Here is a 13,892-nt window from a genome sequence, read left to right as displayed (position 1 = left end):
CAGCCACGACCTCACTAGGGTGCTGGGTATGAACCCCACAGGAGGTGCCGCATGAGCGAGTACGACGTCGTGCTGCTCGTCGAGCAGCCGTTCAGCCCCACCGATGCCAAGAACGTGCGCAGCCTGCACGAGGAGATCGAGGACCCGGTCCGCTACCACGTGCTGATGCCGGTCGAGGACGCCTCTGCCCGGGTGGAGACCGCGATGGGCTCCCTCGCCACCGGCGAGATGCTCTCCACCCCGCCGGTCGCGATGGGCCAGGAGGACCTCGAGGGCCTGCGCGCCGAACTGCTCTCGACCTGCCGTGCCGGCGTGGACGCCACCGTGCAGGCGATCGAGGCCGCCGGCGGCCGCGCCACCGGGGAGCCGGTCACCGACGACCCGGTCCGTGCCCTGATCGCGAAGGTCACCGAGGTCGACGCCCGCGAGGTGATCATCCTGACCCGCCCGCACGTCGTGAGCGAGTTCTTCCACGTCGACTGGACCTCTCGTGCCCGGCGCAAGCTCGGCGTCCCGGTGCTGCACCTGCTCGAGCACGAGAACTTCGACGAGCAGGCCGGCGAGGGCGAAGGGATCTCGGGGTTCTAGTGGCGCTGTTCAAACGACGTTCCACCGGACCCGACACCCCCGTCACGGCGTTCTGGCGGTGGTGGCGCGACGAGGGTCGCGCGCTGGCCGAGCAGACCATCGCCGGCGAGCTGCCCTCGGCGGACTTCGCCTCGACCATGGCCGAACGGGTCCGCGCGGTGGGCGAGCTCGGCTGGGAGCTCGCCCCCGGGGAGACCTCCCAGCACGTCCTCGTGATCACCTCCGAGGGCGATCACTCTGACCGGGCGCTGGCGCGGCGGGTCGTCCTCGCGGCACCCGACGCCGACGAGACCTGGTCCTACGTCGACTCCAGGCCGGCTGCCGTCGACCTCGAGTCGATGGTGCTGAGCACGCCCGCGGCAGCCGAGATCGCCCTGTCGCGGGTGCAGGTGTCCGCGCGCAAGAACGGCACCAGGTTCGACGTACAGGTGCACCACCCGGCTTTCGCGGACCTCTCGGCCGAGGACCGCAGCCAGATCGCCTTCCTCGCCCTCGATGCCGCCCTCGGCGAGAACGACGTGGAGCTGTGGCTCGGCGAGATCCAGCCGATCGAGTTCCCCCCGCTGGACGGGTTCGGACTGATGGCGTTGCGGGCCCTGATCCGCGACCACCGCAGCAACAACCTCGACGCCGACGGCCGCCCCCGCTGGGCGATGCTGCGCGGCGAGACTCCCAGCGGGCCGCTGCTGGCGATGGTGCAGTCGCCGCTGCACCCGCTGACCGCACCCCAGCTGGACACCTACGTGCAGGTGGCCGTGCCCTACTCGGACCGCACCGAGTCTGGTCTGCCCGACGGAGGGTCGCTGCAGACGCTGCGTGACCTCGAGGACCGGCTGGACCGCACCCTGGGGGTGAGCGGCAAGGTGGTCGCCCACCTGAGCACCGCCGGCACCCGCACGCTGCACCTCTACGTCGACTCCACCACCGACGCCGTTGCCACGGTCAAGGAGATCGCCCGGTCCTGGCGCGAGGGCAAGGCCGTGGTGCACGAGATGCTCGACCCGGAGTGGGCGGCGGTCGCACACCTGCGCACCTGAGGAGATCAGTCCTCGATGCGCTCCCCCGCCTCGTTCCAGTGCGCGGCGACCTTCTTCGAGGGCTGCACCCGGGGCGGCTCGCCGGGCATCTTCGGGTAGTCCGGCGGGTAGTTGGCCTCCCCCTCCCCGGACTCCTCGTAGAGCCGGATCAGCGGCTCGAGGTCGTGCGCGACCTCGTCGATCCCGGCCCACGGGTCGCCGTCGGCGATCCGGTCGGGGACGGTGAACAGGTTGAACCCCGCCGGGGAGGTCAGCTCGGCGAGCTCGGCCCAGGTCACCGGGGTGGAGACGGGTGCGCCCGGCAGCGGGCGCAGCGAGTACGCCGAGGCGATCGTGCGGTCGCGGCAGTTCTGGTTGAAGTCGACGAAGATGCGCTCGCCGCGCTCCTCCTTCCACCACTTCGTGGTCACGCGCTCGTCCCGCTTCTCCAGCTCGCGGCCGAACCCGATCGCCGCGTGCCGCACGTCCACGAAGTCCCAGCGGGGGTCGGCGCGCACGTAGATGTGCACGCCGCGGTTGCCGCTCGTCTTGGGGTAGCCGGTGATCCCGAGCTCCTCGAGGAGCTCCCGGGCCACCCCGGCGACCTCGACCGCGTCGCGGAAGGTCGTCCCGGGCTGGGGGTCGAGGTCGATGCGCAGCTCGTCGGGGTGGTCGTTGTCCGCGCTGCGCGTCGGCCACGGGTGGAAGGTGATCGTGCCCATCTGCGCGCACCACGCGACGCTGGCCAGGTTGCGCACGCAGACCTCGTCGGCGGTGCGGCCGCTTGGGAAGGTGATCTGCGTGGTCTCGACGTACGCCGGCGCGCCCTTGGGCACCCGCTTGCTGTAGAACGCGTCGCTCTTGTCGCCGCGGCCGGTGGCCAGCTGGATCCCCTCGTGGACGCCGCTGGTCCACCGCTCGAGCGCCGTGGGGCGGTCGCGGAGCGCCCGCATGATCCCCTCGCCGACGCTGAGGTAGTACTCCACGACCTGGAGCTTGCTGACCTCGGGGGTCGCGTCGGTGGCGGGATAGATCAGGCGGTCCGGGCTGGAGACCCGGACCGCCTGCCCGTCCGCTTCGACCTCGGCTGCTTTGGCAGGCATGGCCGTCAATCTACGGCCAAGCCCGCGCCCGGAGCAGTCCTTGCTGCTACATCGCCCTGGTTTCGATCACGGAGTTCGGTGCGAACACCGAACTGGTTTCGTCGCTCTCGCCCGTGGGGCGAATGAACTCGAAGCCCGACGTGGTGACCAGCACCCAGCCGCCCTCCGGCGGCGAGGCCTGCCCCAGGGCGACGCTGTAGGAGTCGGCCCACACCGCCAGGGCTGCCTCCGCACAGGTGACGTGCGAGGGCGGGAAGTGGAACTCGTTGCGCTCCGCCTCCTGCACGCTGCCCAGGAAGGCCACGGGGCGGGCGAGGCTGTCCCCGCACACCCCGCAGATCCTGCTCAGCGCGCACTGGGTGACCTTGCGCTTGTCCAGCCCCAGGTCACCGCGGCTGGCGAACGGGATGTCACCACGGTGCATGTCCTGGCCACCGCGAGGCATGTCGATCAAGCGGAGGCCTTCGAGGTCCAGCCACCGGTCTCGGTACGACGCGTGGGGCGGTCGTCAAGCCGGCGTCCCCGCGGGACCTCGGGGGTCTCGGGGTAGTCACGCCGGTCCGGCTTGGTGAACTTGTTCGGCAGCGACAGCTTCATGATCGTCCGCAGCGCCTGGCCGTACTGCCGGTACAGCGGACCCGTGGTGTAGGGGATGCCGTACTTGTCGCACAGCGGCCGCACCCGCTCGCTGATCTCGGAGTAGCGGTTGCTCGGCAGGTCGGGGAACAGGTGGTGCTCGATCTGGTAGCCCAGGTTGCCCGACATGATGTGCAGCAGCGGACTGCCGGTGAAGTTCGCCGAGCCGAGCATCTGCCGCAGGTACCACTCGGCGCGGGTCTCGTCCTCGACCTCCTCCTCGGTGAAGTGCAGCGCACCGTCGGGGAAGTGCCCGCAGAAGATGATCATGTAGGACCACAGGTTGCGGGTCAGGTTGGCCAGACCGTTGGCCGCGGCGGTCTGCACGAAGGCAGGGCCGGTCAGCGCGGGGAAGAAGATGTAGTCCTTGCCGATCTGCTTGCGGATCTTGCGCCAGATCTGGAGGAGCTGCTTCTTCATCACCTCCGGGTCCTTCTCCATCTTGCGGATGGCCTCGATGTCGAGGTCGTGCAGCGCGACGCCCCACTGGAACAGGGTCGCCAGCAGCGCGTTGTAGACCGGCTGCCCCAGGTTGAAGGGGCTCCACCGCTGCTCGCGCGCCATCCGCAGGATGCCGTAGCCGATGTCGTTGTCGAAGCCGAGCACGTTGGTGAACTGGTGGTGCACGTAGTTGTGCGAGTGCTTCCACTGCTCGGCCGGCTGCGCGGTGTCCCACTCCCAGGTGCTGGAGTGGATCTCGGGGTCGTTCATCCAGTCCCACTGGCCGTGCATCACGTTGTGGCCGATCTCCATGTTCTCCAGGATCTTGGCCGCACCCAGCATCGCGGCGCCGGCGAAGAACGCCGGCTTCCACCTGCTGGCGAACAGGGTGATCCGGCCGGCGGCCGCGAGGCGGCGCTGGATGGTGATCATCCGGTTGATGTACGCCGCATCGGCGTCCCCACGGGACTCCTCGATGTCGGCGCGGATCGCGTCGAGCTCACGCCCGAGCTCGTCCACCTCCTCAGCCGAGAGGTGGGTGTACTCCTTGACGTCGGCGATTGCCATGTTGCTCCTCGTGTTGTTTCAGATGTCGAGCGTGCAGTCACCGGCTGCTGCAGTGACGCAGGTCTGGATGGGCTCGTTCGGGCCGGAGGTCTCGTCGCCGCTGCGCAGGTCGCGGACGGTGCCCTCGACCAGCGTGAGCGTGCAGGTGTGGCAGATGCCCATGCGGCAGCCGTAGGGCATCCCGATGCCGGCTTCCTCGCCGGCCTCCATCACCGTGGTGGCGCCGTCTGCCTCGATGGTCTTGTTGGAGTTGCGGAAGGTGATCGTGCCGCCCTCGCCGCCTTCACCGCCGAGATCGAGGGTGAACCGCTCGAGGTGCAGGGCGTCCTCGATGCCGGCCTTCTCCCAGTGCTCCTCGGCGGCGTCGAGCATCGGCCCGGGGCCGCAGGCCCACGTCTGCCGTTCCTTCCAGTCCGGGCAGACGCGGTGGAGGTCGTCCATCTCGAGCATGCCGTGCTCGTCGGTGTGCTGCTCGTGCAGCGTGAGCTTGGCGTGCTTCTCGCTGAGCTCGACGATCTCGTCGCGGAAGATCATCCGGTCCTTGGTCGGCGAGCTGTAGGCGACCACGACGTCGGGCATCGTGTCGCGCCGGTTCAGGGTGCGCAGCATCGCCATCACGGGGGTGATGCCGCTGCCGGCGACCAGGAACAGGATCTTCTCCGGGGGCGGCTCAGGCAGGACGAAGTCACCGTTGGGCGCGGCCAGGCGGATGATCGTGCCCGGCTCGAGGCCCTTGACGAGGTGCTCGGAGAGGAACCCCTCCGGCATCGCCCGGACGGTGATGGAGAGCAGCCGGCCCTCCTGCGTGGGCGGGGAGGACACCGAGTAGGAGCGCCAGTGGAACTTGCCCTTGACCTGGATCCCGATGCCGACGTACTGCCCGGGCTTGTGGTCGTAGTGCCACCCCCACCCCGGGCGGATCACGATGGTCGCGGCGTCCTCGGTCTCGGGGATCACCTTCTCGATCCGGCCGCGCAGCTCGCGCGCGGTCCAGAGCGGGTTGATCAACGAGAGGTAGTCGTCAGGGTGGAGCGGCGTGGTGAGGCGAGCCCCGATCTTGCGGACCCCGGCCCACGAGACTCGTTCAGCGACCATGCGTCGTGCCTCCTGCGATGGTGAGCAAGCAGAGTCTGTCAGTGAACAGTCGTGCACTCGGCACGTCAAGCCATCGCCCGCAAAATCTCGCCTTGGGACGGTACTAACATCACTTGCATGAGCTACCAGGTGAACAAGAGCGACGCACAGTGGCGCGAGGAGCTCTCCCCCGAGGAGTTCCAGGTGCTGCGCCAGGCAGGGACCGAGGCCCCGTTCGTGGGCGAGTACACCGACACCAAGACCGTCGGCGTGTACAACTGTCGCGCCTGCGGGACCGAGCTGTTCCGCTCGGAGACCAAGTTCGACTCGCACTGCGGCTGGCCGTCGTTCTACGCGCCGCTGGCCGAGGACCGGGTCGAGTACCTCGAGGACCGCTCGTTCGGCAGCGTGCGCACGGAGGTCCGCTGCGCGAACTGCGGATCGCACCTCGGCCACGTCTTCGAGGGCGAGGGCTACGGCACGCCGACCGACCAGCGCTACTGCATCAACTCGATCGCGATGACGCTGACGCCGGTCGGCGGCCCCGAGGACGCCTGACCCCGAGGACGCATGAATCAGGGCAGCGCGGTGACCAGCTCGCGCGGCGAACGCCGGCGGCCGGTGTAGAAGGGCACTTCCTCGCGGACGTGCCTCCGCGCGTCCGAGGCGCGCAGGTGGCGCATCAGGTCGACGATGCGGTGCAGCTGGTCGGCCTCGAAGGCGAGCATCCACTCGTAGTCCCCGAGGGCGAAGCTGGCGACGGTGTTCGCCCGCACGTCCTTGTAGTCACGAGCCATCTGGCCGTGCTCGGCGAGCATCCGGCGGCGCTCGGAGTCCTCGAGGAGGTACCACTCGTAGGAGCGCACGAACGGGTAGACGCAGATGTAGTCCCGCGGCTCCTCCCCGGCGAGGAAGGCCGGGATGTGGCTCTTGTTGAACTCCGCCGGCCGGTGCAGGGCGACCTGCGACCACACCGGGTCGAGGCGGCGCCCGAACGTCGTACGACGCAGCCGGTGGTAGGCGTCCTGGAGGCTCTCGATCTCCTCGGCGTGCCACCAGACCATCAGGTCGGCGTCCGCGCGCAGCCCGCTGAGGTCGTAGAGGCCGCGGACGACGACGTCGCCGGCCTCGAGCTCTGCGACCAGCTGCTCCACCTCGGCCGCCTCGCCGTCGCGGTCGGCGTCCTCACCGAGCACGTCGCGCAGGCTGAACACCGACCACATCGTGTAGCGGATGCTGTCGTTGAGCTCTCGGGCCTTCTTCGCGGGGGCGGTCATGGGCCCATTCTGGCAACAGGCACCGAAGGCCGCGGGCCCGGGTTCCAGATGCGACGTCTCGGCGGGGGCTGGGGTTTCAGATGGGACGTCTCGGCGGGAGCTGGGGTTTCAGATGGGACGTCTCGGCGGGGGCTGGGGTTTCAGATGGGACGTCTCGGCGGGGGCTGGGGTTTCAGATGGGACGTCTCGGCGGGTTTCAGGGGATCAGGGCCAGGTCGGTCGCTATCTTCTCGGCCGCGCGGTGGGCGGAGGCGATGCAGGCGGGGATGCCTACGCCGTCGTAGGCCGAACCGCAGACTGCGAGGCCGGGGACGGCCACGAGCTCGTGGCGGATCGAGGCGACCCGGTCCAGGTGGCCCACGGCGTACTGCGGAAGGGCGCCGCCCCAGCGCTGGACGTGGGTGTCGACCGGGTGGACGGGGCGCCCGACCGCCTCGGTGAGGTCCGCGAGGGCGATCAAGACGATCTCCTCGTCGGAGACCTGCAGGATCTGTTCCTCGCGGTGGCGGCCCAGGGAGCAGCGCAGCACGAGCAGGTCCTCCCCCGAGCCGGTCCCCGAGCCGCCGGCGGCGCCGGCCTCGCGGACCCAGGCCCACTTGGCGAAGGAGAACGTCGAGGCCTTGATCGCCCGGCCCTCGACGGGGGCCACCAGGAACCCGGAGCCGGCGACCTCGGGGAAGTCGCGGGCGGCCACGGCCATGGTCACCACGGCCATCGAGGCGTACTCGATCCTTGCCAGGGTGAGCGCGGCCGAGGGAGCGACGTCGCTGAGCAGCCGCGCGGTGCTGCGTGCGGGGGTCGCCAGGACCACGGCGTCGGCCTGGAGCACCTCGGGGTCGTGCGCCGAGCCGACCACCAGGTTCCACCCTCCGTCCGGGCGGCGGGCGAGGTCGCGCACGGTCGCCCTGGTGCGCACGGTGGCGCCGGACGCGGCGGCGACGGCCCCGGGCAGGCGGCCCACTCCCCCGCGGATGCCCGCGAACACCGGTACGGCGGCGGCCGGGTCCGGGGGCGGTGTCGCTGCGGCCGCGGCGCGGCTCAGGGAGCGGTCGCGGTCCAGGAGCGCCACGAGCTGGGGCACCGCGGCCCGTGCCGAGATCTCACGGGCGTGCCCGGCGTACACGCCGCCGAGCAGGGGCTCGACCAGCCGGTCGACGATCTCCTTGCCGAGCCGCTCCTGGACCAGGTCGCCGACACTGATGTCGCGGCCCTCGAGGTCGGTGGGCGGGAGCACGGTGTCCATCGCCGCCCGCGCGATCCCCTTGGCCGAGATGATCCCCTCGAGCGAGCGCAGATCGAGCGGGACACCCATCATCGTGCGCGGCATCGGCACCAGCCGGCCGCGGTTCCACAGGTTCGCCGAGGTCGTGGCCGGGTGCACGAGGTCCTGCTCCAGTCCCACCTCGGTGGCCAGGGCGACGCCCTCGGGACGCCGGTAGAGCATCGCCTCCGCGCCGACGTCGACGGTGATGCCACCGACCTCGGCGGTGTGCAGGCTCCCGCCGAGACGGGGGGACCCCTCGAGCACGATCACCTCGGCCTCCGGGAGGTCGCGCACCACCCGGTGCGCGGCCGAGAGACCGGAGACACCGCCACCCACGACCACGACACGCGTCTTCCTCGGCAGCCCGTCCACCCGACCAGCGTGGCACAGCGGATCCGGTGGCCGGGAACCGATCGCGGGTGGGCCGCGTCACACCCGCATGAGCAACCTGAAGCGTGTCCTGGTCGCCGTCCCGGTGCTGTTCCTCGTCGGCGTGCTCGCCGTCGCGACGTTCGGCTGGACCCAGGACCGATCATCCTCCGACAGCAAGATCGGCACGGCCTCGGACAGCCTGGCCACCGACGACTCGGGCGGGACCGCCGATCGCGCCGAGTCCGTGACGAAGCCCGACCGAGGCGCCCCGAACACGATCTCCACGGGTGCGGCGTCCACCCAGCCGATGAACCGGGCGGTCATCTCCACCGGGCAGGTCGCCCTGCGTCCGGAGTCGGTCACTCGCGCCCGCGCCGAGGTGATGCGGCTGGTGGCGTCCTGGGGCGGCACGGTCGCCGACGAGCAGAGCACCAGCGACGAGCGCGGGCGCCTGGTCGAGTCGGCGCTGACCCTGCGCGTCCCGAGCCCTAGGTTCGACGAGGCGATGAACGCCTTCGCCGGGCTGGGCAAGGTCGCCGACCAGAGCCGCAAGGCAGAGGACGTCACCACCAAGGTGATCGACAACGACGCCCGGGTCAGGGCGGCCGAGCGGAGCATCCGGCAGATCGAGAACCTGCTGGGCCGGGCCGAGGAGCTGCGTGACGTGATCGCGATCGAGGCCGACCTGGCGCGGCGCCAGGCCGACCTGGACTCGTTGAAGTCGCAGCAGTCCTACCTGGCCGACCAGACCGCGCTGAGCACGATCAACGTCTACCTCTCGCGGACCGCGCCAGCCGGCTCCGCCGACCCCGAGGACCGCGGCTTCCTCGCCGGTCTGGCCGGCGGCTGGGACGCGTTGCAGGGCGCCACCGTGGTGCTGCTGACGGTCGTGGGCGCGGTGCTCCCGTTCGCACTGGTCCTGGCGCTGCTCGGCGTACCCGTGTGGCTGGTGCTGCGACGCCGCGCCGCCCGTGGCCCGGTCAGCGGCGGGAGTGCTCCTGCACGAAGTGCGTGAGGCGGGCCAGCTGGTCGGGGTCGGTCGAGGGGATCACGCCGTGACCGAGGTTGAAGATGTGACCGGGGGCGGCGGCGCCCGCCTCCAGGACCTCCGCGGCCCGCTGGAGCATCACCTCGGTCGGCGCGAAGACCAGCGTCGGGTCGAGGTTGCCCTGCACGGCACGGCCCCCGACGCGCTCGATCCCCGCAGCCAGCGGCACCCGCCAGTCCACCCCGACGATATCGGCACCGGCCTCGCCCATCAGGTCGAGGATCTCGCCGGTGCCGACCCCGAAGTGGATCCTGGGGACCCCGGTGGCCCCGATCCGCTCCAGCACCCGGGCCGAGTGCGGCAGCACGTGCGTGAGGTAGTCCTGCCGGGTCAGTGCCCCGGCCCAGGAGTCGAAGAGCTGCACCGCCGAGGCGCCCGCCTCGACCTGCACCTCGAGGTAGGTCGCGGCGATGTCTGAGATCTTGCGCATCAGCGCGTCCCACACGTCCGGCGCACCGAACATCAGCGCCTTGGTCCTGGCGTGGTCCTTGGACGGCCCGCCCTCCACGAGGTACGACGCCACGGTGAACGGCGCGCCCGCGAAGCCGATCAGCGGGGTGTTGCCCAGCTCGCCGACGAGCCCGTGCACCGCCTCGGTGACGAAGCCGACGTGGTCGGGGGTCAGGTCGGGGATCGCGTCGACGTCGGCGAGGGTGCGCACCGGCTCGGCGATGACCGGTCCCACACCGGGGACGATGTCGAGGTCGACCCCGATCGCCTTGAGCGGCAGCACGATGTCGGAGAAGAAGATGGCGGCGTCGACGCCGTACCTGCGCACCGGCTGCATCGTGATCTCGACGACCATCTCCGGGCGCATGCACGAGTCGAGCATGGTCACGCCCTCGCGCACCTTGAGGTACTCCGGGAGCGAGCGCCCGGCCTGGCGCATGAACCACACCGGGGTGTGCGCCGCGCGCTCACCGCGAGCCGTCTTCAAGAAGACCGATTCGTGCAGTTCGGGGTTGGTAGTCGATGCAGCGGGCATGCTCCGATCTTCGCAGGCCAGGCGGCGAGTCCTGCCCCCGGGACCGGCCTCTCGGCCTAATCTGTCCACATGGCGGCACCAGAGAAACCCCGCATCGAGCCTCCCACGGCTCCGCTGGAGTTTCGGCGTGCCGTCTCTCAGCTCAGAGCTGCGAAGTTCCGCGCCGAGATCTTCGCCGAGGAGATGCCCGCACCGCAGCGCATCGCGCCGTTCGCCTCGGCGCTCTCGGCCGACGTGACCATCGATGGCGATGACGTCGGCTCGGGCCGGATCGTGGTGCTGCACGATCCCGCCGGCAACGACGCGTGGGCCGGCACCTTCCGGTGCGTGGCCTACGTCCGCGCCGAGATCGACCCGGAGCTGGTCAGCGACCCGATGCTCGCCGGGGTCGGCTGGAGCTGGCTGACCGAGGCGCTGTCCGCCCACGGTGCGGAGTACGCCGTGCCCTCGGGCAGCGTGACCTGCGTGGCCTCGGAGAGCTTCGGCGGGATGGCCGAGGAAGCACCCACGGCCCAGCTCGAGATCCGCGCCTCCTGGTCCCCGATCGGCGACCTCACGCCGCACGTCGAGGCCTGGGGCGAGCTGCTCTGCACGGCGGTGGGACTGCCGCCGGTTCCCGAGGGAGTGGCGACGATGCCCTCCCGCCGCGGACAACGTGGCCCCGGCTGATGGCGGAGGACGAGACCCAGCCGAGACCCCCAGCCGAGTCGCCAGCGGACGACCCCGAGACCGCTCCTGCTGAGGTCGCGCCCGCCCCGCTGCTCACCCTGCGCGACGGGCTCCCGGAGGTCACCGAGACACAGGCCCAGCTGGACGAGGTCATCGCCCGCGTGGCGGCCGGCACCGGCCCGATCGCCCTGGACGCCGAGCGTGCCTCGGGCTACCGCTACTCCCCCCGCGCCTACCTGATCCAGCTGCGGCGCGAGGGCTCCGGGACCGCGCTGATCGACCCGATCGCGTTCGGCGACCTCACCGCGCTCAACGATGCCTTCGGCGGCGCGGAGTGGATCCTGCACGCCGCGAGCCAGGACATCCCCTGCCTGCGCGAGGTCGGCCTGGTGCCGACCCGGCTCTTCGACACCGAGCTCGCCGCTCGCCTGCTCGGCTACCCCCGTGTCGGCCTCGCCACGCTGGTCGAGGTGATCATGGGCCGCTCGATGCGCAAGGAGCACTCCGCGGTCGACTGGTCACGCCGGCCGCTGCCCGGCCCCTGGCTGGAGTACGCCGCACTCGACGTCGAGGTTCTCCTCGAGCTGCGCGAGGTGATCGGCCGCGAGCTCGAGGAGTCCGGGAAGGCCGAGTGGGCGGCGCAGGAGTTCGAGCACCTGATCCACTTCGCCCCTGCGCCGCGACAGGACCCGTGGCGGCGTACCTCCGGGATCCACAAGGCAAAGGGACGGCGCGCGCTCGCGGCCGTCCGCGAGCTGTGGACGACCCGCGACGAGATCGCCCAGCGCCAGGACACCACCCCCGGGCGCCTGGTCCCCGACTCCTCGCTCCTCGTCGCGGCCAACTCGATGCCGACCACCACGTCCGACCTGCTGGACACCCCCGGCTTCCACGGCCGTGGCGCGCGCCGGTACGCCGACCGGTGGATCGCCGCGATCGAGCGGGCCCGCAAGCTGCGCGACAGCGAGCTGCCCCCGGTGACCATCCGCTCCGACGGCCCCCCGGCACCGCGGGTGTGGGCCGAGCGCGACCAGGTCGCGGCCGCCCGGCTGGCCACGGCCCGAGAGCTCGTCAACGCCTTCGCCGAGGAGCGTGGGGTGCCGGTGGAGAACCTGCTGACGCCCGACTACCTGCGCCGGGTGCTGTGGAAGCCCCCGGCCGCCGAGCGTGACGAGATGGTCGACGCGGTCGCCGAGGAGCTGCGCGCCCTCGGGGCCCGCCGCTGGCAGGTGGAGATCATGGCCCCGATGCTGGCCCAGGCGATCCTGGACCCGAAGCCGGTCGAGCCGCCGGAGAAGCCGCGCGGGGACGCACCGGCCTGACCTGGACCGGCCTGACCTGAACCGGAACGGCCTCACGTGGCCGGCCTGGCGCGACCGGCTGCTCCGGGCCGACCCAGCAGGGCCGCCCGTGGGCTGCCTCAGGGAGTGGAGTCGTCGCCCGGGGTGGCGGTGGGAGCCGGGCTCGGGCTGCCGCCGGTGTCACCGGCCTCGGGATCGAGCACCGGCACCGAGGCCTCGTCGATCGCCTTCAGGCTGTCCTCCAGCGACAGGATCACCGGCTCGTAGAACAGCTTGGTCAGCTCCTGCGACGCGTTCTTGCTCACCTCCGGCCAGGTGGGCGTGCTGGGCAGCAGCCGGGTGTCACGCACCTCCTTGGAGAAGACGCTCGCGTTCAGGGGGCGCTGCCCGGACTGCAGGAATTCGTCGCTGTTGAGCACGTCGAGGTTGGCCGGCATCACGTAGCCGGTCTTGGCCAGCGTGCCCGCGCCCTCGTCGGAGATCACCGAGGTGAGGAAGTCCGCGGCCTCGGAGGTGTGCTTGGAGCCCGAGGAGATGCACACCCCGGACATGGTGGCGATGGTGGCGCCGCTGCCGATCCTGGGCAGTGGCATCACGTCGAAGGAGAGGTCCTGCTTGGCCCGCAGCTCCGGGGTCAGGTCACGGAAGCCCAGGAGCATCCCGAGCTTGCCGGCCTTGAACCGGTCCAGGGCCGAACGACGCTCCAGCGCGGTCTGGCCGAAGGTGAGGGCCGGGTCGCGGACCAGCTCGAGCAGCTTCTCGGTGGCACTGGCCGAGGCGCCCTCGGCGAGCGTGAGCGTGGTCGGGTCCTGCTGGTCGTCGACCACCTCGCCGCCGCCGGACCAGATGAAGGGGGCGACCTGCTCCAGCGTGGGCGCGACGTAGAGGCCGCGGACACCGGGCCTGCGCGGCTGGAGCGCTGCCCTGCCGAACTCCTCCAGCGACCAGCCGGCCTCCTGGTCGACCGGGTTGCGGCCGGGCTCGGCGATCTGGTCGAGCTCGATCAGCTTGGGATTGAAGTAGACGACCAGGGGCGAGACGTCCGAGGGCATGCACTGCAGGGCGGAGTCGAGGCTGAACGCCTCCAGGCCGTTGCGGGTGTAGCCGTCGCCGAAGTCCACCTCCCGGGCAGCGAGCAGGTCGTCGAGGCGGCGTACGGCCTTGTCCTCGGCGAGCGTGGCGAGGTCGTCGCGATCGGTGAGGAACACGTCGGGGGGATCGCCGTCGGCCGTGCCCTGCCGGACGGCGGCCATCGCGCGGTCGTGGTCGGGGTAGGGCTTGACCACGACCTTGGTGCCGGGGTTCTCCAGGGTGAACCGGGCGGCGATCTCCTTGTAGGCGGCGATCACCGGCTCCGGGCCGTAGACGGCGAAGTCGATCTCGACCGGACCCGCGGGCGTGGCCGACGGCTTCGCCTTCGGCTGCTCGTCGTCGCCACCGGAGGAGCATCCGGCGCCGATGAGGCCGAGGAGCAGCAGAGCGGTCACCGACCTGGTCACCTTGTTGGTCACCGTCGATCTGACTGACATGTCCGCCCCATCGTCCTTCCAC

Annotated in this window: 14 protein-coding genes; 6 read left to right on the top strand and 8 right to left on the bottom strand. The window is 71.0% G+C overall.

The window, feature by feature from the left end:
* Positions 1–51: 51 nt before the first annotated feature.
* Positions 52–588 (top strand): hypothetical protein, encoded by a 537-nt coding sequence (locus tag AC4BGC_RS07255; protein ID WP_490544582.1) that lies wholly within the window; start codon positions 52–54, stop codon positions 586–588.
* On the top strand, positions 588–1,625 hold the full coding sequence (locus AC4BGC_RS07250) for a DUF695 domain-containing protein (protein ID WP_490554975.1): 1,038 nt from the start codon (positions 588–590) through the stop codon (positions 1,623–1,625). The genes AC4BGC_RS07255 and AC4BGC_RS07250 overlap by 1 nt, the downstream gene beginning before the upstream one ends.
* A gap of 5 nt (positions 1,626–1,630) precedes the next feature.
* On the opposite strand, the gene AC4BGC_RS07245 is transcribed toward AC4BGC_RS07250, so the two are convergent.
* The 4 genes from AC4BGC_RS07245 to AC4BGC_RS07230 are packed head-to-tail and all read right to left on the bottom strand — an operon-like array spanning position 1,631 to position 5,446.
* Entirely contained in the window at positions 1,631–2,707 is a 1,077-nt protein-coding gene (locus AC4BGC_RS07245) for a DNA polymerase domain-containing protein (RefSeq protein ID WP_490554974.1), read from the bottom strand.
* A 46-nt stretch (positions 2,708–2,753) separates the two neighbouring features.
* Complete coding sequence (locus tag AC4BGC_RS07240) at positions 2,754–3,161, bottom strand: hypothetical protein (RefSeq protein WP_490544587.1); 408 nt, start codon at positions 3,159–3,161, stop codon at positions 2,754–2,756.
* Entirely contained in the window at positions 3,158–4,351 is a 1,194-nt protein-coding gene (locus tag AC4BGC_RS07235; RefSeq protein ID WP_490544589.1) for a fatty acid desaturase family protein, read from the bottom strand. Before AC4BGC_RS07235 ends, AC4BGC_RS07240 begins: the two co-directional genes overlap by 4 nt.
* Before the next feature lie 18 nt (positions 4,352–4,369).
* Entirely contained in the window at positions 4,370–5,446 is a 1,077-nt protein-coding gene (locus AC4BGC_RS07230) for a ferredoxin reductase (RefSeq protein WP_490554973.1), read from the bottom strand.
* 117 nt (positions 5,447–5,563) lie between these two features.
* Between AC4BGC_RS07230 and msrB the strand changes: the two genes are divergently transcribed.
* On the top strand, positions 5,564–5,983 hold the full coding sequence (gene msrB / locus AC4BGC_RS07225) for a peptide-methionine (R)-S-oxide reductase MsrB (protein ID WP_490544591.1): 420 nt from the start codon (positions 5,564–5,566) through the stop codon (positions 5,981–5,983).
* Positions 5,984–6,000: 17 nt separating this feature from the next.
* Here msrB and hemQ read toward each other — a convergent pair whose 3' ends face one another.
* Both hemQ and hemG read right to left on the bottom strand, forming a co-directional pair.
* Positions 6,001–6,702: a hydrogen peroxide-dependent heme synthase gene (gene hemQ, locus AC4BGC_RS07220; RefSeq protein ID WP_490554972.1), complete on the bottom strand. Its 702-nt coding sequence runs from the start codon at positions 6,700–6,702 to the stop codon at positions 6,001–6,003.
* A 196-nt stretch (positions 6,703–6,898) separates the two neighbouring features.
* On the bottom strand, positions 6,899–8,338 hold the full coding sequence (gene hemG, locus AC4BGC_RS07215; protein WP_490554971.1) for a protoporphyrinogen oxidase: 1,440 nt from the start codon (positions 8,336–8,338) through the stop codon (positions 6,899–6,901).
* Positions 8,339–8,405: 67 nt separating this feature from the next.
* Here hemG and AC4BGC_RS07210 point away from each other — a divergent pair, with 67 nt between their 5' ends.
* Complete coding sequence (locus tag AC4BGC_RS07210; protein WP_490554970.1) at positions 8,406–9,353, top strand: DUF4349 domain-containing protein; 948 nt, start codon at positions 8,406–8,408, stop codon at positions 9,351–9,353.
* Here AC4BGC_RS07210 and hemE read toward each other — a convergent pair.
* Positions 9,319–10,371 carry a uroporphyrinogen decarboxylase gene (gene hemE, locus AC4BGC_RS07205; RefSeq protein WP_490554969.1) on the bottom strand — a complete coding sequence of 351 codons (1,053 nt, stop codon included), beginning with the start codon at positions 10,369–10,371 and terminating at the stop codon, positions 9,319–9,321. The two genes, AC4BGC_RS07210 and hemE, sit on opposite strands and share 35 nt — an antisense overlap.
* A 69-nt stretch (positions 10,372–10,440) precedes the next feature.
* Between hemE and AC4BGC_RS07200 the strand changes: the two genes are divergently transcribed.
* The gene (locus AC4BGC_RS07200) at positions 10,441–11,040 is read left to right on the top strand and encodes a DUF3000 domain-containing protein (protein WP_490554968.1); all 600 of its coding nucleotides are present in this window, start codon (positions 10,441–10,443) and stop codon (positions 11,038–11,040) included.
* A complete protein-coding gene (locus AC4BGC_RS07195) occupies positions 11,040–12,362 on the top strand; it encodes a ribonuclease D (protein WP_490554967.1) in 1,323 nt (440 codons plus the stop codon). The genes AC4BGC_RS07200 and AC4BGC_RS07195 overlap by 1 nt, the downstream gene beginning before the upstream one ends.
* A gap of 98 nt (positions 12,363–12,460) precedes the next feature.
* Here the strand turns inward: AC4BGC_RS07195 and AC4BGC_RS07190 are convergent, their stop codons facing one another.
* On the bottom strand, positions 12,461–13,870 hold the full coding sequence (locus tag AC4BGC_RS07190; protein ID WP_490554966.1) for an extracellular solute-binding protein: 1,410 nt from the start codon (positions 13,868–13,870) through the stop codon (positions 12,461–12,463).
* Positions 13,871–13,892 lie beyond the last annotated feature (22 nt).

The organism is Nocardioides sp. Z38_18 (assembly GCF_058215695.1).
This window is presented reverse-complemented; position numbering and strand designations above follow the sequence as displayed.